Below are 25,838 nucleotides of genomic sequence, written 5' to 3'. Positions count from 1 at the left end.
AGTCCATGACAAGGGTCGGCGCATGACGGCGCGGGTGCTGATCGTCGGGGCCGGGCCGGCCGGCTTACGCGCGGCGGAAATGCTGGTCGAGCATGGCATCCGCCCGATCCTGGTGGATGAGGCGCCCCGTATCGGCGGACAGATCTATCGCCTGCCGCCGAATGTGCCTGGCTTTCAACGCTCGGCCAATCAGCTCTACGGTTTCGATGCGCCCAAGGCACATGCGCTCTATCAGCGTTTCGCGCAACTTCAGGAACAGGTCGATTACCTGCCCAATTGCCTCGTCTATGACGTCATCGACAATCGCGCACAGATCCGGGGACCAGAGACGGCCGAGAGCATCGATTTCGATGCCCTCATCCTGGCGACCGGCGCGATGGACCGCATGGTGCCTTTTACGGGCTGGACCCTGCCCGGCATCTATTCGCTGGGCGGCGCGCAGATCGCCCTGAAGCATCAAGGCTGCGCCATCGGCTCATCGATTGTTTTTGCCGGCACCGGCCCGCTTCTCTTCCTGGTCGCCTATCAATATGCGCGGGCGGGCGCCCAGATCGCAGCGGTGATCAACAGCGCACCGCGCAGCGCCATGCTGTCGCAAGCCCTGAAGCTGGCCGCCATGCCCACGGTGCTGGCCAAGGGCCTGCATTATCTGAACTGGCTGCGCCAGCATAAGATCCGCGTGCTGCATGGATGGCGCCCGATGCGCGCGACTGGCGACTGTCACCTGAGCCTGCTGGAATTCATCTCCGACCGCGGGGATACGCTGGAAGTCGATTGCGATGCGGCCGCTTTCGGCTATGGCCTGAAACCGGAAACGCAATTGGCCGATCTCGCTGGCGCGCATTTCGCTTTCGATCCATTGAACCGGCAATGGCTGCCGCAAACCGATCCCTATGGGCGCGCGACGGATCGGCCCGGTCTTTATCTGGCCGGCGATGGTGCCGGCATCCTCGGCGCCGACGCCGCGGAATTGCGCGGCAAGCTCGCCGCGGCCGCCGTCCTGTCCGATCATGGCCTCGGCTTCGACGGCTTCGATCCCAATGCGGCCTTGCGCCAGATGCAGCGCTGGCAACGCTACCGGCAGGCGCTGGAGCTCGCTTTCCCCTTTCCAGACGACTGCGCTGCCGATATCGGTGACGAGGTCATGCTGTGTCGTTGCGAAGCCGTCACCGCCGGCGATTTCCGGGGTGTCTGCGGTCAGCTCGGTGCCCGCGATCTCAACCGCGCCAAGGCCTATTGCCGCCTCGGCATGGGGCGCTGTCAGGGCCGGCTCTGCGGCCCGGCGGCGGCGGAGATCATGGCCGCGGAACTGGGTGTCAGCATCGACAGTGTCGGCCGTCTGCGCGGCCAGGCGCCGGTGAAACCGGTCCCGGTTTCAGCCTTGGCTGCAACGGTCGGAACCGCAACGGGCGAGGCCGCCGAATGATCGGCGGGCGCAACGAAATCAAGGCGGATGTGCTGGTCATCGGCGGCGGCATCGCCGGCTGCGCGACGGCCTTGCACCTCGCCAAGCGGGGCAAGTCGGTCATCCTGCTGGAGCGCGACCAGCCCGGCATCCGGGCGAGCGGCGTCAATTTCGGCGGCGTCCGGCAACATGGGCGTGCCGTGGCGGAAATTCCTTTGTCACGCCGCGCGCGGCAAATCTGGGGCAATCTGTCGACGCTGATCGGTATCGACGGCGACTTCATCCAGACCGGCCATCTACGCCTGGCACGCAAGCCGGAAGATATCGAGATCCTCGAAGCCCATCGTGCCGCCGCGGGCGAATTGGGCCTGGCGATCGATTTCCTCGACCGGGCGACGCTGAAACAGTCTCATCCCTGGATCGGCGACACGGTGATCGCCGCGACCTTCTGCGCTGAGGACGGCCATGCCAATCCGCGTCTGGTCGCGCCCGCCTTCGCCGCCGCCGCGCAGGCGGCCGGGGCGGAGCTGCATGAATTCGCCGAGGTCGCCGAAGCCTGGTATGCGAACAGCCTTTTCCATCTGCGCATCAATGACGGCCGGCATTTCGCCGCCGCCGTTCTTGTGAATGCTGCGGGCGCCTGGGCGTCAACCATTGCCGGCTGGTTTGACGAGCCCGTCGCCTTGCGGCCGGAAGTGCCGCAAGTCCTGGTGACGGAACCGGCACCCTATCGGATCAAGCCGGTTCTGGGCGTGATCGGCGGCGATCTCTATCTGCGCCAGACCTTGCGCGGCAATATCCTGTTTGGTGGCGGCGAAGGCCGCGCCAATGAGGGCTTTACGCGAAGCCGCCCGTTACCGGAAGTGACGCGCCAAGCGAGCGCTATGGCAATACGCTTGGTGCCGATGATCGCACATCTGCCGGTGATCCGCAGTTGGACCGGCGTCGACGGCTATACCACGGATGGTTCACCGATCGTCGGTCCCAGCGAAACCCATCCCGGCCTGTTCCATGCCTTCGGCTTTTGCGGCCACGGTTTCCAGCTTGGCCCGGCCGTCGGCGCGGTGCTCAGCGAGCTGATCGCTGATGGCCGCAGCGATACGTCGATCGCGGGCCTGTCGATCGGCCGCTTCCGGGCAAAACCGGAAACGGCCGTCGAAAACAGCGTTACGGAACCTGCTCCAATCAATGATGCAGGATCTGACTGAGAAATAGCTTCGTCCGTTCCGATTGCGGATTGTTGAAGAAGGCTTCCGGCTCGTTCTGCTCGATGATCTCGCCCCGATCCATGAACAGGACACGGTTGGCAACGGTCCGGGCGAACCCCATCTCATGGGTGACGCAGATCATCGTCATGCCGCTGCGCGCCAGCTCGATCATCACATCCAGCACTTCCTTGATCATTTCCGGATCGAGCGCGGAAGTGGGCTCGTCGAACAGCATGACCTTCGGATTCATGCAGAGCGAGCGGGCGATCGCCACACGCTGCTGCTGGCCGCCCGACAGCTGGCCGGGATATTTGTCAGCCTGTTCGGGGATACGCACGCGCTCTAAGTAATGCATCGCCGCGTCTTCAGCTTCCTTCTTCGGCATCTTGCGCACCCAGACGGGCGCCAAAGTGAGGTTCTCCAGAACCGTGAGATGGGGAAACAGATTGAAGTGCTGGAACACCATGCCGACTTCGCGGCGCACCAGCTCAATATTCTTGAGATCGCGTGTCAATTCGATGCCATCGACCACAATCTTGCCGCGCTGATGTTCTTCCAGCCGGTTGATGCAGCGGATCATGGTGGATTTGCCGGAGCCCGAGGGGCCGCAGACCACGATGCGCTCGCCTTTGTGGACCGAGAGATTGATATTCTTCAATACATGGAACTGGCCAAACCATTTATGCACATCGGTCATGGAAATCATGACGTCGGTGGATTGAATTTCGGTCGGTAAGGCCTGGGCGGTTGCACTCATATTCGCCTCCGCAGCGTTTAGCGTTTTTTATGGCCGGTATCGAGCTTGCGTTCCAGCGAGATGCTGTAGCGCGACATGCCGTAGCAGCAGATCCAGTAGATAGCGGCGCAAAAGACGAAGCCGTCGATTTCCGTGCCGATCCAATTGGCATCCCGCGAGCCGGTCCTGACGATGTTCAGGAAATCATAGAGACCGACCACGGCGACAAGGGTTGTATCCATAAAGGCGCCATTGATCGTATTGACGATGGCCGGAATGGAGATCCGCAGCGCCTGCGGCAGGATGATCAGGCGCATCATCGACCAATAGCCGAGGCCAAGCGACGCTGCTCCTTCATACTGCCCCCGCCCGATCGCCTGCAACCCCCCGCGTACCACCTCAGCCAGATAGGCCGCGGTAAAGACGGTGAAGCCGACCAGGATGCGCAGCAGCGGATCGATCGTGGTGCCCGGCGGCAGGAAAAGCGGCAGCATCACATTTGCCATGAACAGCACGGTGATGAGCGGCACGCCGCGCACGAATTCGATCAGCATCACCGAGAGCAGATGCACGACCGGCAATTCGGAGCGCCGGCCGAGCGCCAGCAGGATGCCAAGCGGCAAGGCAAGGACGATGCCGACACAGGCAATGATCAGGGTCAGCATGAAGCCGCCCCAGAGCCGCGACGATACCACTTCGAGACCCAGACCGCCGAGTAGCAGCCACAAAGAAAGGATCGGCAGGATGACGAAGAGGAAGAGCGCATTCTGCTTTTTGAACGGAATGCGCTCGATCAACATGCCGGCAACGGCGCCGAAGGTGAGGATAAAGACCAGCACCACGCGCCAGCGTTCATCGGCCGGATAGAAACCGAAGAGGAACTGGCCGATACGCGCCTGGATGAAGATCCAGCAAGCTCCGTCGGGCGCGCAGTCGCCGCGATTGGGGCCACGGGCACCGTCGAGCACCTCCCGCGGAAATGTCCAGGTCGCATCGATGAATGCCCACCGGATGAAAGGTGGCACCGCCCAGGCGAGGAACAGCACCGCCAGGATTGTCAGAAGCGTGTTGAAGGGGCTGGAAAAGAGATTGGTGCGCAGCCAGGCCACCGGTCCCACGACCGTGATGGGTGGCGATATTTCCTCCAGCTCTGGGTTTTGGCGCGGGCCGGTCGGCACATTCGAGGTATCCATCATGGCCAGGCCCTCACCTTTCGACCAGCGCGATATGCTTGTTGTACCAGTTCATGAAGAGCGAGATCGTCAGGCTGATCGCCAGGTAAAAGAGCATGGTGATGATGACGACTTCGACTTCGCGACCGGTCTGGTTGAGCACGGTGCCGGTGAAGACCGAGACGAAATCCGGATAACCGACGAAAACCGCCAGGGTCGAGTTTTTGAGGATATTGAGATACTGGCTGGTCAAGGGCGGCACGATGACGCGCAGGGCCTGGGGGATGATCACCAGCCGCAGCGTCCAACTGCGCCGAAGCCCCAGCGCCAGCGCCGCTTCGGTCTGGCCGTGGCTGACCGCTTGAATGCCGCCGCGTACGATTTCAGCGATATAGGCAGCGGTATAGATGCTGAGACCGATCACCAAGGCGGTCAGCTCGGGCAAGAGGACGATGCCACCTTGGAAATTGAACCCTTTCAGAACCGGAAATTCCCAATTGAGCGGCGTCCCGTAGATCATCGAGACGGCGAGCCAGGCAAGCACAGGCAAACCGACCACCAGCGCCATGCCCGTCCAAAGCACCGGGAACCGCTCGCCAGTGGCCGCCTGACGCTGCCGCGACCAGCGCCTCAGAAGGAGCGCGCCGATGATCCCGACGGCCAAAGCCCCGATGATCCAGTCGAAGCCGGTTTGCGGTAGGGGTCGCGGCAGATAGAAACCGCGCACATTCAGGAAGACTGCATCGAGCAGATTGAGGCTATTGCGCTGGTTCGGCACCAGCTTGAGAACGCCGAAATACCAGAAGCAGAGCTGCACAAGCAGCGGGATGTTGCGGAAGACCTCGATATACGCCCCGGCGAGGCGGGAAATGAGATAGTTGGGCGACAGCCGCATGACGCCGATCACGAAGCCGACGATCGTCGCCAGGATGATCGAGGCAACGCCCGCCACCATGGTGTTGAGCATGCCGGCGACCATGATCCGCGTGATGGTCGAATTGAGGTCCACCGGGATCACGGACATCGCTATGGGGAAACCGGCGATGTTGTCCATGAAACTATAGCTGAACGGGCGACCCTGCGCCTCGCGGTTCACGATCATGTTATGAATGAGAAACAGGATCGCGCCGACCACAATTAGCAGCGTGATCGCCTGCGCAATCAGGCCGCGAATATGCTCGTCGCGCCACCAAGCAGTTGCTGTCTGGCGATCATGCCGGCCCGGTTTGGCAATATCGGCCATAGTCCCCTCCACCGCTGAGACGGACATCAATGATACCATAGGCACCAACGCCCGGTCGCAGCTGCGCCGGGCGTTGGCTTGTCGATCTTGCCGTTAGCGGATCGGTGGTGCGTATTGCAGACCACCCTTGGTCCAGAGCGCGTTCAGGCCACGCTCCAATTTCAACGGCGAGTTCTTGCCGACATTACGTTCGAAGGATTCGCTGTAATTGCCGACCTGCTTGATGATGTTATAGGCCCAATCGTTGCCTACGCCCATGCCTTCGCCCATCTTATCCTCGACGCCGAGCATGCGGCGCACTTCCGGGTCCTGGGAGCTGGACTTGATCTGATCGACATTGGCCTGGGTGATGCCCTTCTCTTCCGCGATCACCATCGCAAAGAAGGACCAACGGACGATATCTGCCCATTGGCTGTCACCGTTACGCACGGCGGGCCCCAGCGGCTCCTTGGAGATGATTTCCGGCAGAATGATGTTGTCGTCCGGATTCTTCAGTGCGGTGCGCTCGGCCGCGAGACCCGAGGCATCCGTCGTATAGGCATCGCAACGGCCTTCGTCATAGGCGCCGCGAGCCTGATCGCTATCCTTGAACTTGGCCGGCGGATTCATGCCGATATTGTTGGTCTTGTCGTAATCGCCGAGATTCTTCTCGGTGGTCGTGCCTTCCTGCACGCAGACGGTGGCGCCTTTCAGTTCCAGCGCGCTTTTCACACCAGCTTCCTTGCGCACCATGAAGCCCTGGCCGTCGTAATAATTGACCGCCGGGAAATCGAGACCGAGCTGCGTATCGCGCGACATCGTCCAGGTCGAATTACGTGACACCATATCGACCTCGCCCGATTGCAGGGCGGTGAAACGCTGTTCGGCATTGAGCGGCTTGTATTCGACTTTGCTCACATCGCCGAACACGGCAGCCGCAACCGCCTTGCAGAGGTCGATGTCCAGACCGGCCCATTCGCCTTTGTCATTCGGCGCACCGAAGCCGGCCAAGCCGGTATTCACGCCGCAGCGCAATTTGCCGTATTTCTTGATATTCTCAAGCGTCGGGCCACCTGCGGCCTGCGCTTGTGCCTTGGCAATGAAGGAGATCGGCTGCATCGAGCCTGTCTCCGCGCCAGCTACAGCCAAGCCGGTCAGCAATGCACCACCGAGCGTATATCCCAAAATGGTTTTCATCCGTCGCATGTTCATTCCTTCCCTGTATTTTATGTATTTTTGACCCGCCAGGCTTTGCCTTTCAACGGCTAGGTTTTGCCAGCCGGAACAGGCGGATACCTCAGACTTTTACATAAAGACTCCGAGTGCTACAAGTAATCTTGGACAACCGGGAAGATATCCACCATGGCGAAATCGCCGCGTAAAGACCGTACCATCCTCACCCATGCCGGCAATGACCCGGAAGCTCATGGCGGCGTGGTTAATCCGCCCATTTACCGCGCTTCCACCGTACTTTACCCGACGGTGCGTGAAATGCATGAGCGCGGCCGGCAGAAATTTGACACGGTCTATTACGGCCGCTATGGCACGCCGACGACCTTCGCGCTGGAATCCGCCGTGGCCGAGCTTGAAGAGGCTGACCGGGCCGTGATTCTACCTTCTGGCCTCGGCGCCGTCGCCGGGGCGCTGCTTGCCTGCCTGAAAGCCGGCGATCATCTGCTCATGGTCGACAGCGTCTATGAACCGACCCGTACCTTCTGTAATCAGCAATTGGCGAAGTTCGGCGTCAGCACGACCTATTATGACCCGATGATCGGCGCCGGCATCGCCGATCTCATCCAGGACAATACCCGCGTCGTCTTTGTCGAAAGCCCCGGTTCGCATACATTCGAGGTCCAGGATATTCCCGCGATCGCCAAAGCGGCCCGTGCGAAAGGCTGCCTCGTCCTGCTCGACAATACCTGGGCCACTCCGCTTTATTTCAAGCCGTTCCGGCACGGCGTCGATCTATCGATCCACGCGGCGACGAAATATATTGTCGGCCATTCCGACGTGATGATGGGCATCATCACCATGAAGGATGCGCATTACAAGCAGGTGAAGACCAGCGTTCACGGCATGGGCTACGCCGCCTCGCCCGATGACTGCTATCTCGCCTTGCGCGGCTTACGCACCTTGGCGGTGCGATTGGCGCAGCACCAGCAGACTGCATTGACGCTGGCCAATTGGCTGAAGCAGCGGCCTGAGGTCGAGCGTGTCCTGCATCCGGCCATGCCGGATCACCCGGGACATGCAATCTGGAAGCGCGATTTCACCGGCTCGAGCGGCCTTTTCGGGATGGTGCTGAAGCCTTTCGCCGAAGAGCGCGTTGCCGCCATGCTGGACGGAATGCGGCTTTTCGGCATGGGGTTCAGCTGGGGCGGCTATGAAAGCTTGATGATCCCCTCACATCTTTCGCATGCGCGCAGCGTCAAGGCTTGGTCAGAGGCCGGGCCGACACTTCGCCTTCATGCCGGCCTGGAAGATACCGACGATCTCATTGCCGATCTCGATGCCGGCTTTGCCCGTTTACGCGGAAATTGAGGCATGACGACGGCGACCGCCCTGACACCGGATATGGAGCAGCTCATCGCTGACCTGACCCTGACACCGGATGGCCTGATCCCCGCCATCGCCCAGCAGCATGATACCGGCGAGGTGCTGATGATGGCCTGGATGTCACCTGACAGCATTCGCGAAACCTTGGCGAGCGGGCGGGTCTGCTACTGGTCGCGTTCGCGCAAATCGCTTTGGCGCAAGGGTGAGAGTTCCGGCCAAGTGCAACGCTTGGTCGAACTGCGCGTCGATTGCGACAATGATTGCCTGTTGCTGCTGGTCGATCAAATCGGCGTGGCCTGCCATACCGGCCGGCGCAGTTGCTTCTACACGGCTTTGCGCAACGGCAAGACGGAAACCATCGCCGACATCCTCATCGACCCGAAGACATTGTACGGATCCTGAGATGGAGCTGGGCGAAGTTGAGCTGACGGCGACGCTGCTCAGTCTGAAAGTCGCCTTCTGGAGTACACTCGTCACCCTGCCGATCGCCATCTTCCTGGCCTGGCTGCTATCCCGCAAGCAGTTCCCTGGTAAAATGCTGCTGGATTGCGTGGTGCATCTGCCGCTTGTTTTGCCGCCGGTCGTTGTCGGTTACGGCCTCCTGCTGCTGTTCGGCAGCAAGGGCATATTGGGCAGCCTGTTGCAGCAATATCTCGGCATCACCATCATTTTCACCTGGAAGGGTGCAGCGCTCGCCTCCGCGGTGATGGCATTGCCGCTTTTCGTGCGCGCCATCCGTGTCTCGTTCGATGCCGCCGATCAACGCCTTGAGGCTGCCGCACGCTGTCTGGGTGCTGCTCGCTGGTGGGTCTTTCTCAGCGTCACCCTGCCGCTCGCCATGCCCGGGATCATCGCCGGCACCATCCTCGGCTTTGCCCGGTCGCTCAGCGAATTCGGCGCCACCATCACCTTCGTTTCCAATATTCCCGGCGAGACCCAGACCCTACCGCTTGCCATCGAGAGTCTGATCCAGATGCCGGATGGCGAGGCCGGTGCCATGCGGTTGACCATCATCTCGATCATCATCGCCTTTGGCGCCCTTATCCTGGCCCACCGCGTCAATCTCTGGCTGATGCGGCGCGGACAGGATATGCGATGAGGAAAGACGGTCGATGATCGAAATCGATGCCCGACAACGCCTCGGCAAGACCGAGCTGAAGATCGACCTCAAGGTGGAGACGAAGGGCATCCTCGCGTTGTTCGGACCGTCGGGGGCGGGCAAAACCTCAATCCTCAATTGGCTAGCCGGCCTCAACCGGCCTGATGACGGGATCATCCGCGTCGATGGTCAAACGATGTTCGATCGTCGGGCCGGTATCGATATCGCGCCGGAACGACGACGGCTCGGTTATGTCTTCCAGGAACCGCGCCTCTTCCCTCATCTCGGCGTGCGCGGCAACCTGCTCTATGGCCGGCGCTTGACTCATCGCCGATATGGCACACAGGAAAGCGATATCGGTTTCGATTGGATCGTCGAGCTGCTAGGCATCGGCGGCTTGCTGGAGCGCCGCATCGCAACCCTCAGCGGGGGCGAAAAACAGCGCGTCGCGATCGGCCGCGCCTTGCTCGCCAATCCCCGCCTGTTGTTGATGGACGAGCCGCTCGCTGCCGTCGATGTCCAGCGGAAATCGGAGATCCTGCCCTTCATCGAGAAGCTGCATGCCGAGCTATCCGTCCCCATCGTCTATGTCAGTCATGATCCTGACGAGATTCTGCGCCTGGCCGATCAAGTCGCCCTGATCGCCGATGGCAAACTGGCAGCCTATGGCGATGTGGAAAGCGTGCTCGGTCGCCTTGACCTGCCGAACCTGACCGATAATGCCGAAGCGGGTGCCGTGATCGGCGTGACGGTACTGGCACAGGATGATGGCAGCGGTCTCAGCCTGCTCGGTTTTTCCGGCGCTGCCGGCCAGGGCACAGCCTGCGGTGGTGTGATTCGCGTCGGCCGGTTGCCCCATGCCGTTGGCCAACATCTCAACCTGCGAATCCTCGCAAATAACGTTGCGCTGGCCCGTCAGCCGGTAAATGGGATGAGTATCCTGAACCAGCTGCCCGGCAGGGTCAGTCAAATTGTCGCAAGCGACGGCCCCTTCGTCGATGTGCAGGTGGATATCGGCAGTCCGATTTGGGCGCGGATCACCCGAAAGTCGCTTCAGGAACTGAACTTGTCGGTTGGCGACAATGTCATCGCACTGGTCAAGTCGGCTGCAGCCGATCCAAAGCCTTTGCGATGAATTTTCTCGATCTTGCAACAATCGCGTGATGGCCACGACTGTGGCATAGTGCCCGCGGGGTTTCATCCAAGGGGGAATGAATGGGTCGCCGTGAGGACGAGCGAAAGGCGCTCGACATTGTCGCCGGTCGCATGGGACGGAAACAGGCAGCTCCTGCCAAACCGCAAATGAGCGGCGTCGCCATGCTTTCGATCTGGCTATGGGTTGCCGCGATCGTGGTGATCGGCGGAATCGTGTATTACGTCTATGTAATGAAATAAGATATATGGGCGCTGCTTCAGCCCCGATCGATGACGCATCTAGTTCTGGCTTTTACCGTCCTGCCGGGGCAACATGACCGCCAAGGCGTAACGGTTAGAGGACGCAGACAAGATGCGGCCGATCTTTATTCTGGTGAAATGCGAACCGGGAACGGCCTATGAGGTGGCCGCGAATGCCCTCGACACGGTCGAGCAGGTGGGCGAGGTCTATTCCATTTCCGGCATTTACGATCTGCTGGTGAAATGCAATCTGCCGACCGAGATGGATGTGGGGCGCTTCGTCACCGGCCAGATTCAGACATTGCCCAACGTCAAGGATACCCAGACCATCATCACCTTCAACGCCTTCACGTGAGGTAATAATGCCAAGCGTTCAAGCGATCTTCTTTGATGCTTACGGAACGCTGTTCGATATCCACGCGCCGGCCGCTGCGATGAAGGCCCGGCTGGGGCCGATCGCCCAGCAGGTCTCGCAATTATGGCGGCAGAAGCAGCTGGAATATACCTGGACCCTGAGCCTCCGCCGGCAATATCGCAGTTTCTGGGAGCTGACCGCTGAAGCGCTGGATGTGGCTCTGGCGACTTACGGCCTCGACCAGGACCGGCAGCAGCGCGACAGCCTGCTGGCGGCCTATCGGCAGCTCAGTGCTTATCCTGAAGTCCCGCCCCTCCTGCAGAAGCTGAAGGCGGCCGGCATTCCAAGGACGCTGCTGTCAAATGGCGATCCCGATCTGCTGTCCGACCTCACCGCCGCCGCGAAGCTCGGCGACCTGTTGGACGCACCTATTTCAGTTGCCGAGGTCGGCGTCTATAAGCCCGATGCGCGCGGTTACCAGCTTGCGCTCGACCGCTTCAAGTTGAGCAGCCCGCAGAGTTGCGCCTTCGTCTCATCCAATGCCTGGGACGCGGCCGGTGCTGCCCAGTTCGGCTTTCGCACCTTCTGGATCAACCGGAACGGCCAGCCGATCGAATATGGCTTGGATCGCCAGGCTACCATCTTGAGCAGCCTCGGCGATCTCGCGCACGAGTTGATCGATCAGGGCGCGTTCGGCGGCAGATAGCTGCCCAAGCCCCATTCCGTTTCCTTCGGATTGTTGAGCATCCCATAAACGATGCTGGTTGCCATATCGCCGGGATAGACTTCTTCCTGGCGCAGCGACAATCCATCCAGCAAGGCGCTCGCGACATAGGCCGCCGCAATCTTCGGGATGTCGAAATCCTTGGTCATGTCGGTGTTCACCGCGCCAGGCAGCACCGCCATCACATGCGTGCCTTGCGCCTTCAATTCCGCCCGCAAAGCCTGGGTCAGGCTGAGCAGCGCCGCCTTGGACGCGCAGAGCGATCCCATCAGCGGCAGATTGGCATGAGCGAGGATCGAGACCATGTTGACGATGGCGCCGCCGCCATTCGCCTTCAGGATCGGTATGAAAGCGCGGCACATATTGAGGGTGCCGAAATAATTGACCTCCATCTCACGACGGGCGTTGGCCGTGTCGTCAATCGCGAAGAGCGGCGTGTTGTGATTGATACCGGCATTATTCACAAGCAATTCGACATCCCGGCAAGCCTTCGCGGCGGCGGCGATCTGTGTCTCATCGGTGACATCGAGCTCGAGCGCCTGAAGGCGGTCCGGCGCTTCGGAGATTAGCGGCCGCAACGCCGCGACATCGCGGCTCGCGCAATAGACTTTCTTGGCCCCCGCCTTCACCAAGCTGCGAACGATCTCGCTGCCGATACCGCGATTGGTGCCGGTTACCAGAGCGACGCGGCCATCGACCAGATCCTCGCCGTCACGCGCGGCAAAACGGCTGACCTGGGCTTTGGATGGGCCTTGCAGAAGATCCTGGTCATTGGCGAGTACGACCATCTGGAACCCTTGCACCCGGCGGTCCGCCGCCATCATGCCATGGGCGGTGAAAATGCCGGCATTCTTCCCGGCAGCTTCCGCCGCAGCTTTCACGCGGAGAATCGCGTCCTGATGTTTCGGGCCGAAATCGGGAAAAGTGCCGAGCGAGAGGGAAAGATCGAAGGGGCCGATGAAGATCATGTCGACGCCCGGCGTAGCCGCGATCTCCGCCGCATTCTCGACCCCTTTGGCAGTCTCGATCATCACCGCGACGAAAGTATTCGCATTGGCGTCGTTGACATAGGCGGCGGCATCGAAGATCGGCCGCACATTGCCGAAGGAACGCATGCCGCGCGGGGGATATTTCGCGGCGACAACCGCGGCTTCGGCCTGTTCCGCTGTCTCGACGAAGGGAACGATGACGCCCATGGCGCCGGCATCCAGGGCACTGCCGATAGCATAAGGCGAGTTGTCCGCCACCCGGCAAAGCGGCGTGGTCAAACCGCGCACGACACCGATGCCATGTTCCAGGGTTTCCCGCGTCCACAGGCCGTGCTGCAAATCGAAGACCATCGCATCGGGCTGCCCCTGAGCCATGATTTCCGCAACCGACGGCGACCCCAGCGCCACCCAATGGCAGCCAACGCAATCGCCGGCCGCCAATTTCTGCCGGATTGGATTACTGATGATCTTCATTTTGCCTCCTGGAACGAATTGCGCGGCGGGCTGGCTCAGTCCTTGCCTTCACTCTCCGCCCACCTCTTCATCAAGGTGTTGGACGGCTGCTTCTCATCAAGCAGCTTCTTCGCGGTTTCGATGCCGGCGACCGGCAGGTTCTTGGCGTCGAGCAGGCCGATCTGCACCAGGACCGAAGCCTGATCCCAATAGATATGCTCATTATAGAGCTTGTCGCCGCGGAAGGAGATGATCGCCACCAGCGGGATTTCGACATATTTGCCGGTCGGCTTCACGCCGGGCAGCATCCAGTCAATCTCGCTGTCATGGGTAAAGCAGAACAGCATCTCATCGACCACCCGGTCGGCGCCGATGGTGCGCGAGATTGGGATGAGCTTCGTGTCCTTGGGATTACTGTTCACGAAGTGATGCTTGTAGAACCGCTTGAGGTGCTTGTAGCCGACCCCGCCCGTCATCGTCGGGATGTGGTTGACATAGGGTTCCGCAACCATCGTCCCCATGGTGGCATCGACATCGCGAATGCCGAATTCATATTCGCAATGCTTGTCCCACAGGGCGGAGAGATCGTAATGCGGTCCCATCACCTTGCGGAACAAGGCGATCGAGCGCGAATGCGCCATCATCGCCGCCGGCTTGTCGTAATGATCGCCACCGGTCCGGGCAAACGCATGGTCCGTGCCGGGATAGGTATAGATCTCGACCTGGGGCTGGTTCTTGAAATGCTGGCGGATCTGCTCCTGCGCCGCCTTGGGGACAAACTGATCCTCACCGGCTATATGCAACACCAGCGGCACATTGATCTTTTCATCCAGCGCACCTTCGATGCCCACCCCGTAATAGCCGACGGCGCAATCGACACCGGCCCGAGCGGCAGCGAGATAAGCGAGCTTACCGCCCAGGCAGAAGCCCAAGGCGCCGACCTTGCCGCTGACTTCCGGCATGGCGCGCAGGGCCTTCACCGCGCTGGCGATATCCTTGACGCCGAGATCGACATCGAACTTCTGGAAGAATCCGAAGGCTTTCTGCCAGTCTTCCGGCGTGTAGCCGAGATCGACATCCTTCTCCATCCGCCAAAAGAGATCGGGCGCCAGGACCACATAGCCTTCCTCGGCATAGTAATCGGCGACTTCGCGGACATAGGCATTGATGCCAAAGATTTCCTGGCACAGCACGATGGCCGGCCCTTTGCCGTCCCGCGGCAGGGCCAGATAGCCACGAAAGGTGCCGCCGTCATGAGCTGCGATTTGGATGAATTTTCCGGCCATGTCTGTCTCCGTTCTGCCGTCCGGCGCCAGGCACCGCAGCCTTTCGGCCGATTGCCTGCGTCGCGGAAATCCCTGGATCTGCGAAATCCCTGTTGTGATTGAGGCGCGGTTCGGTCCGCGCAATGCCCCGGCAGGACTCTGCAATCTCCTCCGCCTTATGGCAAGGTCGGACTTACAGCCTTCGCAAGCGCGCGATTAGTGGCCAAGGCCGCGCTGTCCGGTTCGGCGCTCGATAATGGTCTTGATGACCAGGGTGACGACCGCCAGGAAGGTCAGTGTTGACGCGGCAGCGAAGGCCCCCACGGCATCGTAATCGTTATAGAGCAGCTCGATCTGCAGCGGCAGGGTATTGGTCTGGCCGCGGATGCTGCCGGAAACGACGGAAACGGCGCCGAATTCACCCATGACGCGGGCATTGCAAAGGATGACGCCGTAAAGCAGAGCCCATTTGATATTCGGCAGGGTTACCCGGAGGAACATCTGCAAGCCGTTGGCACCGAGTGTCGTCGCCGCTTCCTCCTCGTCGCTGCCCTGGGTCTGCATCAGCGGAATGAGCTCGCGGGCGACGAAAGGACAGGTAACAAAGAGACTGACCAGGATGATCGCCGGTACGGAGAACATCAGGCGAATGTCATGGGTTTCCAGCCAGGGCCCGAGGAGGCCACGGGCACCATAGAGAAAGAGGTAGCAGACGCCGGCCACGACCGGCGAGACCGAGAAGGGAATCTCGATCAGCGTGATCAGCAGTTTGCGGCCGGGAAATTTGAACTTGGTGATCGACCAGGCCGCCATGATGCCGAACATCGCATTAAGCGGCACCACCACAACGGCGGTCAGCACGGTCAGCAGTGTCGCATGCAAGGTTTCCGGAGCCACGATCTTGCTGGCATAGGCGGTGATGCCGGCCGAAAAAGCCTGAACGAAAATGACCGCGATCGGCGCCAACAGGACCAGCGCCGAAAGAAGGACGACAATCGTAATCAGGCTGCGGCGCAGCCATTTGCCGTCGCCGGCACGTATGTGACGGCGGGGCGATGCAACCGAACTATCGGGACTTAAACTTTCAATGCCGGTCAGCATAACGAAGCGCCCTGGCCTGAACGATATTGGTGATGAGGAGAAGCACGAAAGCGGCGAAGAGGATCGCGACTGACAGGGCCGCCGCGCCGCCGTAATCATATTCCTCCAGGCGGATGAACGTCAGCAGCGCGGTGATTTCGGTCTGCATCGGCCGGTTGCCGGCGATGAAGATCACGGCGCCGAATTCGCCGAGACTGCGGGCAAAGGCTAGGCTACAGCCGGCCAGGAAGGCCGGAAAGATCGAAGGCAGGATGACGCGCCAGAAAATCGCCCCGTCGCTGGCGCCCAATGAGTGGGCCGCCTCCTCCACTTCCTCGTCCAAATCCTCCAGCACCGGCTGCACGGTGCGGACGACGAAAGGCAGGCTGGTGAAGGCCATGGCGATGGCGATACCGAGCGGCGTATAGGCAACGCTGATGCCGAGCTTGGCTAGCGGTTCACCCAGCCAGCCGTTCTTTGCGAACAGCTCCGTCAGGGCGATGCCGGCCACGGCCGTGGGCAAAGCGAAGGGCAGATCAACGATGGCGTCAAGCAGCCGCCGGCCCGGGAAGTCATAGCGAACAAGCACCCAGGCCAGCAGCAGGCCGAACAGCCCGTTGAACACCGTCGCCCCCAGGGCCGTCCCCAAGGTCAAGCGATAGGTGGCGAGAGCCCGCGCCGAGATGATGTTGTCGAGGAATTCGTCGAAGGGAATGCTGGCGGATTTGAGGATCAGCGCCGCCAGCGGCAGCAGCACGATCACGGCAAGATAGAGCAGCGTGCAGCCGAGCGTCAGGGTGAAGCCCGGCAGGACACGGCGCCGACGGCCCCTTGTCCTGGCCGGCGGTGTCCTGGCCGGTTTGCTGAGGCTGGCGTCAACCAAAGCCATGATCGTGCGTCAATACCTCGTTTATTATCGGGCGTTATTGAACAAAAAGCGTGTCGAGGATGCCGCCCTTGGCGAAATGTTCCTTGTTCAACTTGGTCCAGCCGCCGAAGACGTCATCGACGGTCACCAGCTTCACGGCCGGGAACTGGTCGGCATATTTCTTCGCCACGGTTTCGTCATTCACCCGGTAGAAATGCTGGGCAATGATGTCCTGGCATTCCGGCCGGTAGAGGAAATTGAGATAGCCCTCGGCGGCCTTGCGGGTCCCCTTGGCATCGACAACCTTATCCACCACCGCCACCGGGAAATCGGCCTTCAGGCTGGAAGGCGGCACCACGACTTCGTATTTGTCGGTGCCGTACTGCTTGGCGATGCCGCGGGTTTCGGCTTCGAAAGTGATCAGAACGTCGCCGGTTTCGCGCTCAACGAATGTGGTGGTCGCGCCACGGCCGCCGGTATCGAAGACCGGCACATGGGAGAAGACCTTCTTGACGAATTCCTGGGCCTTGGCCTGATCGCCGCCATTTTTCTGCAGCGCGTCGGCATAGGCGGCAAGGTAGGTATAACGCGCGTTGCCCGAGGTCTTCGGATTAGGGAAGACCACTTGCACGTCGTCCCGCGCCAGATCGCTCCAATCCTTGATGTGCTTGGGATTGCCGGCCCGCACCAGGAAGGCCGGGAAGGAATAGTAAGGTGAGGCATTGGCAGGGAACTTCTTTTCCCAACCCGGCTGTACCAGCCCGCCGGCCACCAGCGTCTCGATATCGGTCGCCTGGTTGAAGGTCACCACATCTGCCTGCATGCCTTCGAGGATCGACCGGGCCTGCTTGGAAGTACCGGCATGCGATTGCTCGATCGAAACGTCCTCGCCGGCCTTCCCCTTCCAATAGGTTTTGAAGGCGGGATTGATGGCGGCGTAAAGCTCGCGGCCCACATCGAACGAGGCGTTCAGCAATGAGGTATCGGCTTTGGCGGTAGGCGCCTGCGCCAGGGAGACGGCGGCCAGGCCAGCGGCCCCGACGAGCCCGAGAAGGAGACGCTTCATGAATGGAACTCCATAGGTGAAGAAATGACGCGAGGTCATTTAACACACAAGATGCGTGTTATCCGAGATTTCCCGCATATAGAAGTGTATTAGGCATATCGGCGTCAAGCGGGAATCCCGTCCGGCTTGCCGTCGCCCATGCGGTGGAAAATGCCGGCCGGGACTCCCGCCTTAGGGAGACCGGGCCGGCATATCGTCAGGCGAGTTGCGCCTCGCGCCGTTCGGTTTCGGCTGCCCGGCGCTTGGCGGAGAGTTCGCGGGCCTGTTCGCGGCGACGGAGGATTTCGTAGCCGACGGCCCCCAGAATGGTGATCGAGATCAGGATAAGCCCCAGCGCATTGACGGCGGGGGTCAGGCCGGTCCGCACCTTGGAGGCGATGTAGACCGTCAGGGTGGTATCGAGGCCGCGGGTAAAGAGCGTCGTATTGTAGTTCTCGAAGGACTGGAAGAAAGCCAGCACCGCCGCGGCGATCAGGGATGGCTTGAGATAGGGCAACAACACGCGGCGGAACACCTGGGCATGAGTGGCGCCGAGATCGAGCCCGGCTTCCTCGAGTGTCTCATCGAAACGCTGCAACCGTGCCAGCACCATCAACATCACATAGGCGATGATGAAGCTGCATTGGCCAAGCGTGGCCAGATGCAGACCCGGCCCGACACCCAGCCGGTCCCAGAAGACCAGGGTGGAGATGCCGATGATGACGCCCGGCGTCAGCAGCGGCGAGACCATGACACCATAGACGAAGGTCCGCGACTTGCCTTTGAGACCGGTCAGCAGCAGGGCCGCCCCCAGCCCCACCGGCACCGAGATCACCACAACGGCAATGCCGACGCCCAGGGAGCTAATGAGGCCGTCCCACATACGGTCATCTGCCGCCAACTCCCCGAACCATTTGAGCGTTGTCCCCAGCCAGGGCGTGACCGTCGGGAAGCGGCTGCTATTGAAGGTTGCCGCCCCCATGACGACCAGCGGCAGGAAAAGATAGATCAGGAACAGCCAAAGATAGACTGTCAGCAGGATTTCGGAACCGGAACGGCGTTGCATCGCTTCCCCCTTACTTCGCGATGTCGGTCAAGCCGACCTTGAAGACCCGCATCATCACCAGGATGAAGATGATACAGAGCAGCAGCAGGATGAACGCATAGGCCGAACCCTGCGGCCAATTCTGGCCCTCGAAGAACCACTGATAGATGATCTCGGTAAACCAGCGCGAATTGGTCGAACCCAAAATCGAGGGTACGGCATAGGAGCTGACCGCCAACATGAAGGTCATGATACAGCCGACGGCGATACCGGGCTTTGCATGCGGCATCACCACACGCCAATGGATCCGCCAGGTCGGCGCACCCAGGTCACGGGCCGCTTCCACCTGATTCTTATCCATGCTTTCCATCGCGTTGTAGATCGGAAACACCATGAAGAGGATGAAAGCATAGACCATCCCCACCATCACCGCGCCATTGCCCGACAGATAGCGGATCGGCTTGTCAATGATGTGGAAGAATTTAAGAAACGCGTTCAACGGCCCCTGATAAGCCAGGATGATGAACCAGGCGAAGGTGCGCAGGATTTCGTTGATCCAGAAAGGGATCACCAGCAGCAGCAGCAGAAAGGCGGCGCGCTGCGGCGTCGCCACCTTGGCCAGGTGATAGGCGATCGGGTAACAGACACAGAGGCAGATGAAGGTCACCATTGCGCCGCCCCAGATGGTATTCAGGAACACGTGGAAGTGGACCTGGTTCTGGAACAGGGTGACGTAATTGCTGATCGTGTAATGGTCCATCGGACCGCCGATATCCGCCGCCACCAGATTGGGACGGAAGGAATAATTGACCATCATGAAATAAGGCAGGATCACGAGCAGGACGATCCAGACGAGGCTGGCGATGACCATATAGCTGGTCAGCATCAACCCGTAACGTTTCACCAGATCTTTCATCGTCGTACCCTCAATGCGCCGCCAGGGGCCCGTCCGGCAGGATCACCGCATCCGCGGCGGCAAAGCCCACCGGCAGTTTCTCCCCGGGCGTCAAGCGTGGCAGACCGCCATCATTGGACATTTGCATGATTACGCCGCGGCCGGCTTGATCACCGGCCTGGCCATTCCCATTGCGCAGGAAAAGATTGGCGAAACTGCCTTCAAAATCGACATGGCCGAGCGTGAGATCGAGCCGGTTCATCTCCGCGCCGACAGCGCCATTGACCAGGCTGAGGCGTTCCGGCCTGGCAAAGAGGAGCGCCGTTTCGCCGGTCTTGAGGCCGTTGCGGTTGCGGCCGCGCAGCAAACCGTGATTGGTTTCGATGACGGCCCAGTCGCCATCCACCGCCTTGACCGGTCCGCGGAAAACGTTGTTCTCGCCAACGAAGGTCGCCACGAACGGGGTCGCGGGGTCGTTGTAGATCTCAGATGATTTCGACACCTGCTGAATGACGCCCTGGGACATTACCGCCACCCGGTCCGACATCGTCAAGGCCTCGCCCTGGTCATGGGTGATATAGATGAAGGTAACACCGGTACGCCGCTGGATCGCCCGCAGCTCGGCACGCATATGCTGGCGCAGCTTCAGATCCAGTGCCGAGAGCGGTTCGTCGAGCAGCATCACCTTGGGTTCCACGGCCAAAGCGCGGGCGATCGCGACGCGCTGACGCTGGCCGCCCGAAAGCTCGCTGACCCGCTTTTCCGCCGCGTCGGGAAGGGCGATCAGCTCCAGAAGCTCGTCCGCCCGCTTGCGCCGCTTCGCCTTTGGCACGCCGCGCACTTCAAGCCCGAAGGCAATGTTCTCCCACACCGTCATCAGCGGGAATAACGCGAGGTTCTGGAAAATCAGTGCGGTCGGGCGCTTATTGGGGCCGATTCCGGCCATATCCTGGCCGCCGATCCGGATGACACCCTCGCTCGGTTCATTGAACCCGCTCACCATCCGCAGGATTGTCGTCTTGCCGCATCCGGACGGGCCCAGAAAGCTGAAAAACTCGCCGGCGTGGATCGTCAGTGAGACATCCTTAACCGCCACAAAGTCGCCGAATCGCATAGTCACACGATCGAGTTGAATGTCCTGGCTCATAGCAATGCGGTAATCCGCCCCCTGGTAAGTGTTGCAACCCGAAAGTTGCAAAGGAAAGCCGAACGGTGAGGAAGCCACCGGCCGTGCGGTTGTTCTAATATCGATGTTGCGTTGCAATCATGAGTTTATCCGACAATAAATTCATGGCTGCGACACCTTTTCCGTCAGAAAATACTGGCTCGCCGACGGGTGCCGGCGAGCCAGGAATCGCAAAGCGGATCAGCCGGCCTGGAATTTGTCGGCGTATTCGTTGCGCTTGGAGACGAACCAGCTGGGCTGGGTCGGCTGCCACCACATGCGGCTGAGCGCATCTTCCGGATAGGCCGCTTTCAGGAAGTTCTTCTGCGCGTCTGGCGCGGCATCGGCCGCGCCCTTAGCCGAGGGGCTGGCGCCGATAGCGGCGGCCCAAAGCAGCGAGCCTTCCACTGTGTTGACCCAGGCGCAGAAAGCTTCCGCCTGCTCGACGTTCTTCGCGCCCTTGAAGAGCACGAAATTCTGCAGCCAGCCCGAAGCACCTTCGCTCGGCGACAGATAAGCGATCGGCAGACCTTCCTTCTGCAGGATCTGGGCAGAGCTGTCCCAGACATTGCCGATGACGCAGCCATTGGTGCGGAACGCGGCCTGAGCCGAGTTTTCATCCTTCCACCACTGGCCAACATTCGGCTTCAGCTCGATCGCCTTCTTGACGATGATTTCGTAGTTCTCAACCATCACCGCCTCGTCCTTGTAGGAATCGAGATACGGCTTCGGCAGTTCGCCCTGGGCTTCCAGCCAGCGGCCGATGGCGACCAGGCCGGAATGCGGACGCACGGTGACCTTGCCGGCGAATTCCTCGCGCCACAGATCGCCGAGATTGATTTCCGGATAGGTGAGCTTCACTTCATCGGTGTTGAAGGCGATCGCTTCGCTGCCCCAGACGCTGGGCGAGGAATAGAGCTTGCCGTTGATGCGTACCTGCTGCATCGCCGAGCCATTGAGGATGCCGGGATCGATGCCGTCGACATTGATCTTGGCTTCATCCCAGGGCTGCAGGAAGTCGCGCTCGACCCAGTTGGTCACACGGTCGGTCGTCGGCTCCGACATGTCGAAAGCGCCGCTGGCGCCACCGGCCTTGGCTTGGGCGGCCATGGCGTCCTGGTCCGGCTGTTCCGTGAAGTTGACCTTAATGCCGGTCTTCTTGTTGAACGCGTCGAACGCCGCTTTGAAATCGTAACCGGCCCAACCCATGAAATTGAGCTCGCCGGAAGACGAAAAGGCATTGCGCACGATCCACGGCGCGCCGATCGTGGCAGCGCCGACGTAGCCCGTCGCCTTCAACAAGGTGCGGCGTGAAATGATTTTCGACTGATGAACAGCCATGGGTAACTCCCCCTCCTAGAGCACAGAACGCTGTGCGGTTGTTGCAGAAGCTGCGCGCGAGCCGGTCCCCCAGTCGCGTGACACTGTCTGACGACTTGTGCGAACGGCCTCCGCATTCTGCCTAGTAACCGTTCTGTCAGGCTAGTCAAGCCACCATTCCGCAAATGTCTGCTTTGAATGATGAGGGAATAGCAATTGACGAACGGTTTAACGTTTTCTTAAGGATAGTTTATCAAGAAACTGCAATTTTTACAGCCCGATGGGCTCCGGCGGCACCCTGGCGATGCCGGGCTGCGGAATTCAGTCGGCCGGTGTTTTGGGTTGCCTCGATCGTCTCCGGCCGCCCCGCCAGAGCGCCCGATCCAGGAGCCTGGGGCGGCAAAGGGGGGCTGCTAAAGATTGAAAATCAGCGGCGACAAGGAAGCAGTGAAGGCCGTCTCAGCGCTTCAATTTCCGTTCGAGTTCGGGCCGAATTTCCCGTTCGTATTTCTCGGGCTGTTCATATTGCGCCCGCGTCGCTTCCTGCGTGATCGGGGCATTGGCGCTGTTCCGCTTTCTTGACCGCGAAACGCCCCAGGCGAGAGCGATAATCAGCACGAGCGCGCCAATCGCATAGAAGGTTTCCCAGCCGAACTCCGGCATTGCAATCCTACGTCTGGGTAGAGCGTGAAAAATGCCCCTGCGGGGTAAGCCGCACCTCTGCGCGCCGGTTCCCCGGATCGGAAGCCCGCCTTACCAGTCGGACATCAGCTTGGCTCCGCCCTTTTTGATCACGAATAGTCGAACGACCTGCAGCAGGCCGGCGTCGAAAGCCTTCAACCGAACGGTCCATTTGTTGAGTTCGGCTGCGACGGCCTCGGGATAGGTGCGGGCTGTCGCCAAGGTGACCGCATCGCCTTGTGCGAAGTTTGCCAAGCCCGCTAGAATCAGTTTCCGATATTGGTCGGTGATGTCTTCGGTAATGCGAAGATCGAGATTGAGTTCGCGGAACCGCGCTTCATACTGATCTGCCCGCCAGAATTCCACCGGTCGATCATGTATGCCGCGAAGCCGCTCATCATCAGGCGACGCCCCCGGTGCCAGCACGAAGTCCGTGATGCTCATTTGACCCTGCGCCTTCAAGGTATCCTGGAACTGGGCCAGAAGCTCATATTTGCCGGGATAGGCGAAGAGGGTTTCGGCCGAGAGGATGCAGTCGAAATGTTTCGGGCCGGGTTGGAAATCATTCGGCACATGGAGCTGCATTTCCGCCTTGCGATCCAATCCCGCGAGAACGGACAGATTCTTCCCCGCCTTGGTGAGCTCCGCATCCCCCTCAAAGGCCGTCACCCAGACCGCACAATCATGTGCAATTGTCCGCGCACCACCGCCAAGGCCGGCGCCGAACTCCATGATGCTTTTGCTGGGATCGAGACTGAAGGGCTTTACCAGACGCAACACATGCTCTGCACCGCCAGGTTTGTCCCAGCCAGCGCCCCAGATCAATTGCATGATGCGAATACGCGGATTTTCCCACGGCGCCAGTGGCGGAACGGTGACCTGTCTCTCGCCTTCATCCCCGGTTGCAGAACCTGCTGGTTGGGATTTCTGTTCATAATATGCCAACAATTCGTCGGCATCGTATCCTTCCCACCACGCGTATATGTGCAGCTTAAAAAGCCGCCACGAGCCCAACATGCCGCCTTCCCCCTGCTGAGGCCAGGCGATCTCGGCGTGCAAAAACCTTTTTCCGCTCAGTCGCCCGTATCAAATTAGCGATCACGGTAACTCAGCGGCTACACGATGGTGAGCATTATCGAATAAGATTTTATCTGTATTGGATTAAATTTACTGAGATGGTGCGGAGCTGCGGCTCCTAAGCGGAGCGCTTTTCGCGCATGCTCAACCGTTTCTGAATCAGGGCAAGGACATTCCCATGATCCGATGCATGCGACGGATTGGGTCCGTCTTCACATAAATCGGCGGCCGTCTTCACCGCACGTTTCACCGAGCCGATGGTGATGATCTCCCACTCCTCGTTTAGTCGCCGCAGTTCCTGCGCCAAGGCAAAACCGGCATCGCCCAGCCAAGCAATATCGAGGACAAAAATATCGATCGCTACATCTCTCGCTGTCGCCAACTGCCGCGCTTCTTCGGCGGTGCAAGCCTCCAGCACGCGGTAGCCGCATTCTCTGAGATAGTGGGACAGCGGATATCGGATCAGAATATCGGTTTCGACGAGCGCGATAGTCGGTTGTTTCACGGGCTATCAATTCCCAGCGATTTCACGATGCAGTCCAATACCTCATCGAGATCATAGGGCTTTTGCATGAACTCACTGTAGGTAACAGCGGCGAAAGGACCGCCGTTGCCTGAAGTCACGATTGTTTTTATCGCTGGGAAATTTGCCTGAATGTGGTTGATCAGTTGCCCACCTTGGATCGCGCCAGGCATTTTCAGATCGGTGAAAACAAGATTGGCCTTGCCGCCCGAAATCAAATAATGCCAAGCCTCGTCACCTGAAGCCGCTTCAACAACGACGAACCCTGATTCGCGAAGAAACTCCGCCGCAACGCTTCGCGTTATGACTTCATCTTCGACAACTAAAATATGAAATGGCTCCCGGACACTGTCCGGGACCAGAGATGCACTGGGTGCATTCAAAACACGATCCCCAACGTCTAACTCCAATTTGCCGGCCCAATATATCCTTACGCGGGGTCCAAAGGAATATCATCCTTCACATGATGATTGAGTAACACCGGCTCGCCGCGGAATGTTCCCTTCGCCTCGATTAAATTACGGAATGGCGTATCGGTTCTTTTAGATCCTAGGGCAGTTCTCTTCCTCCTATGGATGACAGGACCGCAAAGCCCACGCCACCCGCATTGATGCCGGAACGACAGCCAAGACGACAACAGTTCTCGTCCCACCGGGAACAGAATGTGCTTTCGAGAGTTATCCGCCTGGATCGACCGCTTGGAGCAGAAAAATGCGAACCCTAGATTGGCGACAGCTTGAGGTCAGTAGCACTTGGCGGTGTCCCTCCCCCTGGGTGAGCAGCCGGCAAGCAATCAAGCGTCGACCACCCTCCGCCGATTCGACGTCTCCGCAAATGTGGGATCCTTTACGAGAAGAGTGTTCCATGTCTGACAGAGATGTCCCATCCCAGCGGTCCGGCGCATCGCAAGCCGCCACGTCGCTGCCCGCCAGCCGGGCCGTCAATGTCTATGCAGACGATGATCTGAGATACTGGGCGACGAGGTGGGATATCTCCCTGGAAGAGTTGCGCAGGGCGATCGCGAAAGTCGGCCCGCAAACTGAGACTTTGGCGCGCTACTTCAGCAAGCCGTTGTAATCGGCCGCTCGCCCCAGAGGTGCTACGAGGCGGGGCTATCGGTCCGGAGGGGCAGTGCGGGAAGCGCGCCCTGCGTCCGGGCCTTGGACCGGGCACTAACCGCCCAAAGCAGGGCGATGGCCCAACCAAGTCCAGTCCAGCCGAATAGCACTGTCAGGAAAAAGATCGCTGTCGCGTTCGGGTGACTGCGCCGGTCCGCAAGAAAATAGGGCAGGAGATAGCCGAGGACCGCGGCATAGATGAAAAGCGCACTGATTAATACGCCCAGCATTGCCCCCTCCGTTGCTAGATGCCGAAACAACATGGCTCGCTTCGAAAGGTTCCCTGGACTATGGCCGCGAGGCTGGAAAAAGGCGGCGAGAACGACCATATACCTAACCATGCACTCTATTTCTGCGGCAACTTAACGGCGCGATGACCAGTCAGCCCGATCTATTCGATCTGCAGGGACTTGCAGGCCTATCCCAAGCGAACGAGGTCATC

At 60.1% G+C, this 25,838-nt stretch carries 28 protein-coding genes; 10 read left to right on the top strand and 18 right to left on the bottom strand.

Features of this window, described 5'->3' with window-relative positions; translation table 11 throughout:
- The first annotated feature begins 22 nt into the window (after nucleotides 1-22).
- Together SMD27_RS19440 and SMD27_RS19435 are read left to right on the top strand one after the other, a co-directional pair.
- Entirely contained in the window at nucleotides 23-1,426 is a 1,404-nt protein-coding gene (locus SMD27_RS19440) for an FAD/NAD(P)-dependent oxidoreductase (protein WP_320510098.1), read from the top strand.
- Nucleotides 1,423-2,613, top strand: coding sequence for an NAD(P)/FAD-dependent oxidoreductase (locus tag SMD27_RS19435; protein WP_320510097.1), 1,191 nt, complete (start codon nucleotides 1,423-1,425; stop codon nucleotides 2,611-2,613). Before SMD27_RS19440 ends, SMD27_RS19435 begins: the two co-directional genes overlap by 4 nt.
- Here the strand turns inward: SMD27_RS19435 and SMD27_RS19430 are convergent.
- The 4 genes from SMD27_RS19430 to SMD27_RS19415 form a co-directional block, all read right to left on the bottom strand.
- Complete coding sequence (locus SMD27_RS19430) at nucleotides 2,591-3,319, bottom strand: amino acid ABC transporter ATP-binding protein (protein ID WP_320510224.1); 729 nt, start codon at nucleotides 3,317-3,319, stop codon at nucleotides 2,591-2,593. The two genes, SMD27_RS19435 and SMD27_RS19430, sit on opposite strands and share 23 nt — an antisense overlap.
- Before the next feature lie 68 nt (nucleotides 3,320-3,387).
- Nucleotides 3,388-4,545: an amino acid ABC transporter permease gene (locus SMD27_RS19425; RefSeq protein WP_320510096.1), complete on the bottom strand. Its 1,158-nt coding sequence runs from the start codon at nucleotides 4,543-4,545 to the stop codon at nucleotides 3,388-3,390.
- Between the two features lie 10 nt (nucleotides 4,546-4,555).
- Entirely contained in the window at nucleotides 4,556-5,764 is a 1,209-nt protein-coding gene (locus SMD27_RS19420; RefSeq protein WP_320510095.1) for an amino acid ABC transporter permease, read from the bottom strand.
- 93 nt (nucleotides 5,765-5,857) lie between these two features.
- Nucleotides 5,858-6,940 (bottom strand): amino acid ABC transporter substrate-binding protein, encoded by a 1,083-nt coding sequence (locus SMD27_RS19415; protein ID WP_379990655.1) that lies wholly within the window; start codon nucleotides 6,938-6,940, stop codon nucleotides 5,858-5,860.
- Nucleotides 6,941-7,105: 165 nt separating this feature from the next.
- Between SMD27_RS19415 and metC the strand changes: the two genes are divergently transcribed.
- The 7 genes from metC to SMD27_RS19380 all read left to right on the top strand — a co-directional run bounded on the left by metC (nucleotide 7,106) and on the right by SMD27_RS19380 (nucleotide 11,854).
- Nucleotides 7,106-8,284, top strand: coding sequence for a cystathionine beta-lyase (metC, locus tag SMD27_RS19410; RefSeq protein ID WP_320510094.1), 1,179 nt, complete (start codon nucleotides 7,106-7,108; stop codon nucleotides 8,282-8,284).
- Nucleotides 8,285-8,287: 3 nt separating this feature from the next.
- Nucleotides 8,288-8,701, top strand: a complete 414-nt coding sequence (gene hisI, locus SMD27_RS19405) for a phosphoribosyl-AMP cyclohydrolase (RefSeq protein WP_320510093.1) — start codon at nucleotides 8,288-8,290, stop codon at nucleotides 8,699-8,701.
- A 1-nt stretch (nucleotide 8,702) separates the two neighbouring features.
- A complete protein-coding gene (modB, locus tag SMD27_RS19400) occupies nucleotides 8,703-9,398 on the top strand; it encodes a molybdate ABC transporter permease subunit (RefSeq protein ID WP_320510092.1) in 696 nt (231 codons plus the stop codon).
- A gap of 13 nt (nucleotides 9,399-9,411) precedes the next feature.
- The gene (gene modC / locus SMD27_RS19395) at nucleotides 9,412-10,533 is read left to right on the top strand and encodes a molybdenum ABC transporter ATP-binding protein (RefSeq protein ID WP_320510091.1); all 1,122 of its coding nucleotides are present in this window, start codon (nucleotides 9,412-9,414) and stop codon (nucleotides 10,531-10,533) included.
- A gap of 80 nt (nucleotides 10,534-10,613) precedes the next feature.
- Nucleotides 10,614-10,793, top strand: a complete 180-nt coding sequence (locus tag SMD27_RS19390) for a hypothetical protein (RefSeq protein ID WP_320510090.1) — start codon at nucleotides 10,614-10,616, stop codon at nucleotides 10,791-10,793.
- Between the two features lie 112 nt (nucleotides 10,794-10,905).
- Nucleotides 10,906-11,148, top strand: coding sequence for an Lrp/AsnC ligand binding domain-containing protein (locus SMD27_RS19385; protein WP_320510089.1), 243 nt, complete (start codon nucleotides 10,906-10,908; stop codon nucleotides 11,146-11,148).
- Between the two features lie 7 nt (nucleotides 11,149-11,155).
- Nucleotides 11,156-11,854 carry a haloacid dehalogenase type II gene (locus tag SMD27_RS19380; protein WP_320510088.1) on the top strand — a complete coding sequence of 233 codons (699 nt, stop codon included), beginning with the start codon at nucleotides 11,156-11,158 and terminating at the stop codon, nucleotides 11,852-11,854.
- Here SMD27_RS19380 and SMD27_RS19375 read toward each other — a convergent pair.
- The 13 genes from SMD27_RS19375 to SMD27_RS19315 all read right to left on the bottom strand — a co-directional run bounded on the left by SMD27_RS19375 (nucleotide 11,830) and on the right by SMD27_RS19315 (nucleotide 24,661).
- On the bottom strand, nucleotides 11,830-13,335 hold the full coding sequence (locus SMD27_RS19375; protein ID WP_320510087.1) for an SDR family oxidoreductase: 1,506 nt from the start codon (nucleotides 13,333-13,335) through the stop codon (nucleotides 11,830-11,832). The two genes, SMD27_RS19380 and SMD27_RS19375, sit on opposite strands and share 25 nt — an antisense overlap.
- Nucleotides 13,336-13,370: 35 nt before the next feature.
- The gene (locus tag SMD27_RS19370) at nucleotides 13,371-14,600 is read right to left on the bottom strand and encodes a dienelactone hydrolase family protein (RefSeq protein ID WP_320510086.1); all 1,230 of its coding nucleotides are present in this window, start codon (nucleotides 14,598-14,600) and stop codon (nucleotides 13,371-13,373) included.
- Nucleotides 14,601-14,795: 195 nt separating this feature from the next.
- Nucleotides 14,796-15,680 carry a sulfate ABC transporter permease subunit CysW gene (gene cysW, locus SMD27_RS19365; RefSeq protein ID WP_320510085.1) on the bottom strand — a complete coding sequence of 295 codons (885 nt, stop codon included), beginning with the start codon at nucleotides 15,678-15,680 and terminating at the stop codon, nucleotides 14,796-14,798.
- Nucleotides 15,664-16,548, bottom strand: coding sequence for a sulfate ABC transporter permease subunit CysT (gene cysT / locus SMD27_RS19360; RefSeq protein ID WP_320510084.1), 885 nt, complete (start codon nucleotides 16,546-16,548; stop codon nucleotides 15,664-15,666). Before cysT ends, cysW begins: the two co-directional genes overlap by 17 nt.
- Before the next feature lie 34 nt (nucleotides 16,549-16,582).
- Nucleotides 16,583-17,593: a sulfate ABC transporter substrate-binding protein gene (locus SMD27_RS19355; protein ID WP_320510083.1), complete on the bottom strand. Its 1,011-nt coding sequence runs from the start codon at nucleotides 17,591-17,593 to the stop codon at nucleotides 16,583-16,585.
- 196 nt (nucleotides 17,594-17,789) lie between these two features.
- Nucleotides 17,790-18,638, bottom strand: coding sequence for an ABC transporter permease (locus SMD27_RS19350; RefSeq protein ID WP_320510082.1), 849 nt, complete (start codon nucleotides 18,636-18,638; stop codon nucleotides 17,790-17,792).
- A 10-nt stretch (nucleotides 18,639-18,648) separates the two neighbouring features.
- Nucleotides 18,649-19,533, bottom strand: a complete 885-nt coding sequence (locus tag SMD27_RS19345; RefSeq protein WP_320510081.1) for an ABC transporter permease — start codon at nucleotides 19,531-19,533, stop codon at nucleotides 18,649-18,651.
- A gap of 10 nt (nucleotides 19,534-19,543) precedes the next feature.
- Nucleotides 19,544-20,659, bottom strand: coding sequence for an ABC transporter ATP-binding protein (locus SMD27_RS19340; RefSeq protein WP_320510080.1), 1,116 nt, complete (start codon nucleotides 20,657-20,659; stop codon nucleotides 19,544-19,546).
- A 219-nt stretch (nucleotides 20,660-20,878) separates the two neighbouring features.
- Nucleotides 20,879-22,018, bottom strand: coding sequence for an extracellular solute-binding protein (locus SMD27_RS19335; RefSeq protein ID WP_320510079.1), 1,140 nt, complete (start codon nucleotides 22,016-22,018; stop codon nucleotides 20,879-20,881).
- Nucleotides 22,019-22,456: 438 nt separating this feature from the next.
- Nucleotides 22,457-22,660 (bottom strand): hypothetical protein, encoded by a 204-nt coding sequence (locus SMD27_RS19330; protein WP_320510078.1) that lies wholly within the window; start codon nucleotides 22,658-22,660, stop codon nucleotides 22,457-22,459.
- Between the two features lie 90 nt (nucleotides 22,661-22,750).
- Entirely contained in the window at nucleotides 22,751-23,626 is an 876-nt protein-coding gene (locus SMD27_RS19325) for a methyltransferase domain-containing protein (protein ID WP_320510077.1), read from the bottom strand.
- Between the two features lie 247 nt (nucleotides 23,627-23,873).
- On the bottom strand, nucleotides 23,874-24,260 hold the full coding sequence (locus SMD27_RS19320) for a response regulator (RefSeq protein ID WP_320510076.1): 387 nt from the start codon (nucleotides 24,258-24,260) through the stop codon (nucleotides 23,874-23,876).
- Nucleotides 24,257-24,661, bottom strand: coding sequence for a response regulator (locus SMD27_RS19315; protein ID WP_320510075.1), 405 nt, complete (start codon nucleotides 24,659-24,661; stop codon nucleotides 24,257-24,259). The genes SMD27_RS19320 and SMD27_RS19315 overlap by 4 nt, the downstream gene beginning before the upstream one ends.
- A gap of 481 nt (nucleotides 24,662-25,142) precedes the next feature.
- On the opposite strand from SMD27_RS19315, the gene SMD27_RS19310 reads away from it, so the two are divergent.
- A complete protein-coding gene (locus SMD27_RS19310; RefSeq protein ID WP_320510074.1) occupies nucleotides 25,143-25,355 on the top strand; it encodes a DUF3606 domain-containing protein in 213 nt (70 codons plus the stop codon).
- Nucleotides 25,356-25,377: 22 nt separating this feature from the next.
- Here the strand turns inward: SMD27_RS19310 and SMD27_RS19305 are convergent, their stop codons facing one another.
- Nucleotides 25,378-25,626: a superinfection immunity protein gene (locus SMD27_RS19305; RefSeq protein WP_320510073.1), complete on the bottom strand. Its 249-nt coding sequence runs from the start codon at nucleotides 25,624-25,626 to the stop codon at nucleotides 25,378-25,380.
- Between the last annotated feature and the right edge of the window lie 212 nt (nucleotides 25,627-25,838).

The sequence above is a fragment of the Dongia soli genome (assembly GCF_034044715.1).
Classification (GTDB): Bacteria; Pseudomonadota; Alphaproteobacteria; order Dongiales; family Dongiaceae; genus Dongia_B; species Dongia_B soli.
The sequence above is the reverse complement of the archived record's forward strand: the minus strand, read 5'-3'. Positions and strand labels throughout refer to the sequence as shown.

Excerpts from the sequence above, each read along its gene's own strand:
- SMD27_RS19440 (WP_320510098.1), top strand. The coding sequence starts at position 23 with ATGACGGCGCGGGTGCTGATCGTCGGGGCCGGGCCGGCCGGCTTACGC.
- SMD27_RS19435 (WP_320510097.1), top strand. The coding sequence starts at position 1,423 with ATGATCGGCGGGCGCAACGAAATCAAGGCGGATGTGCTGGTCATCGGC.
- SMD27_RS19430 (WP_320510224.1), bottom strand. The coding sequence starts at position 3,319 with ATGATTTCCATGACCGATGTGCATAAATGGTTTGGCCAGTTCCATGTA.
- SMD27_RS19425 (WP_320510096.1), bottom strand. The coding sequence starts at position 4,545 with ATGATGGATACCTCGAATGTGCCGACCGGCCCGCGCCAAAACCCAGAG.
- SMD27_RS19420 (WP_320510095.1), bottom strand. The coding sequence starts at position 5,764 with ATGGCCGATATTGCCAAACCGGGCCGGCATGATCGCCAGACAGCAACT.
- SMD27_RS19415 (WP_379990655.1), bottom strand. The coding sequence starts at position 6,940 with ATGAAAACCATTTTGGGATATACGCTCGGTGGTGCATTGCTGACCGGC.
- metC (WP_320510094.1), top strand. The coding sequence starts at position 7,106 with ATGGCGAAATCGCCGCGTAAAGACCGTACCATCCTCACCCATGCCGGC.
- hisI (WP_320510093.1), top strand. The coding sequence starts at position 8,288 with ATGACGACGGCGACCGCCCTGACACCGGATATGGAGCAGCTCATCGCT.
- modB (WP_320510092.1), top strand. The coding sequence starts at position 8,703 with ATGGAGCTGGGCGAAGTTGAGCTGACGGCGACGCTGCTCAGTCTGAAA.
- modC (WP_320510091.1), top strand. The coding sequence starts at position 9,412 with ATGATCGAAATCGATGCCCGACAACGCCTCGGCAAGACCGAGCTGAAG.
- SMD27_RS19390 (WP_320510090.1), top strand. The coding sequence starts at position 10,614 with ATGGGTCGCCGTGAGGACGAGCGAAAGGCGCTCGACATTGTCGCCGGT.
- SMD27_RS19385 (WP_320510089.1), top strand. The coding sequence starts at position 10,906 with ATGCGGCCGATCTTTATTCTGGTGAAATGCGAACCGGGAACGGCCTAT.
- SMD27_RS19380 (WP_320510088.1), top strand. The coding sequence starts at position 11,156 with ATGCCAAGCGTTCAAGCGATCTTCTTTGATGCTTACGGAACGCTGTTC.
- SMD27_RS19375 (WP_320510087.1), bottom strand. The coding sequence starts at position 13,335 with ATGAAGATCATCAGTAATCCAATCCGGCAGAAATTGGCGGCCGGCGAT.
- SMD27_RS19370 (WP_320510086.1), bottom strand. The coding sequence starts at position 14,600 with ATGGCCGGAAAATTCATCCAAATCGCAGCTCATGACGGCGGCACCTTT.
- cysW (WP_320510085.1), bottom strand. The coding sequence starts at position 15,680 with ATGCTGACCGGCATTGAAAGTTTAAGTCCCGATAGTTCGGTTGCATCG.
- cysT (WP_320510084.1), bottom strand. The coding sequence starts at position 16,548 with ATGGCTTTGGTTGACGCCAGCCTCAGCAAACCGGCCAGGACACCGCCG.
- SMD27_RS19355 (WP_320510083.1), bottom strand. The coding sequence starts at position 17,593 with ATGAAGCGTCTCCTTCTCGGGCTCGTCGGGGCCGCTGGCCTGGCCGCC.
- SMD27_RS19350 (WP_320510082.1), bottom strand. The coding sequence starts at position 18,638 with ATGCAACGCCGTTCCGGTTCCGAAATCCTGCTGACAGTCTATCTTTGG.
- SMD27_RS19345 (WP_320510081.1), bottom strand. The coding sequence starts at position 19,533 with ATGAAAGATCTGGTGAAACGTTACGGGTTGATGCTGACCAGCTATATG.
- SMD27_RS19340 (WP_320510080.1), bottom strand. The coding sequence starts at position 20,659 with ATGAGCCAGGACATTCAACTCGATCGTGTGACTATGCGATTCGGCGAC.
- SMD27_RS19335 (WP_320510079.1), bottom strand. The coding sequence starts at position 22,018 with ATGGCTGTTCATCAGTCGAAAATCATTTCACGCCGCACCTTGTTGAAG.
- SMD27_RS19330 (WP_320510078.1), bottom strand. The coding sequence starts at position 22,660 with ATGCCGGAGTTCGGCTGGGAAACCTTCTATGCGATTGGCGCGCTCGTG.
- SMD27_RS19310 (WP_320510074.1), top strand. The coding sequence starts at position 25,143 with ATGTCTGACAGAGATGTCCCATCCCAGCGGTCCGGCGCATCGCAAGCC.
- SMD27_RS19305 (WP_320510073.1), bottom strand. The coding sequence starts at position 25,626 with ATGCTGGGCGTATTAATCAGTGCGCTTTTCATCTATGCCGCGGTCCTC.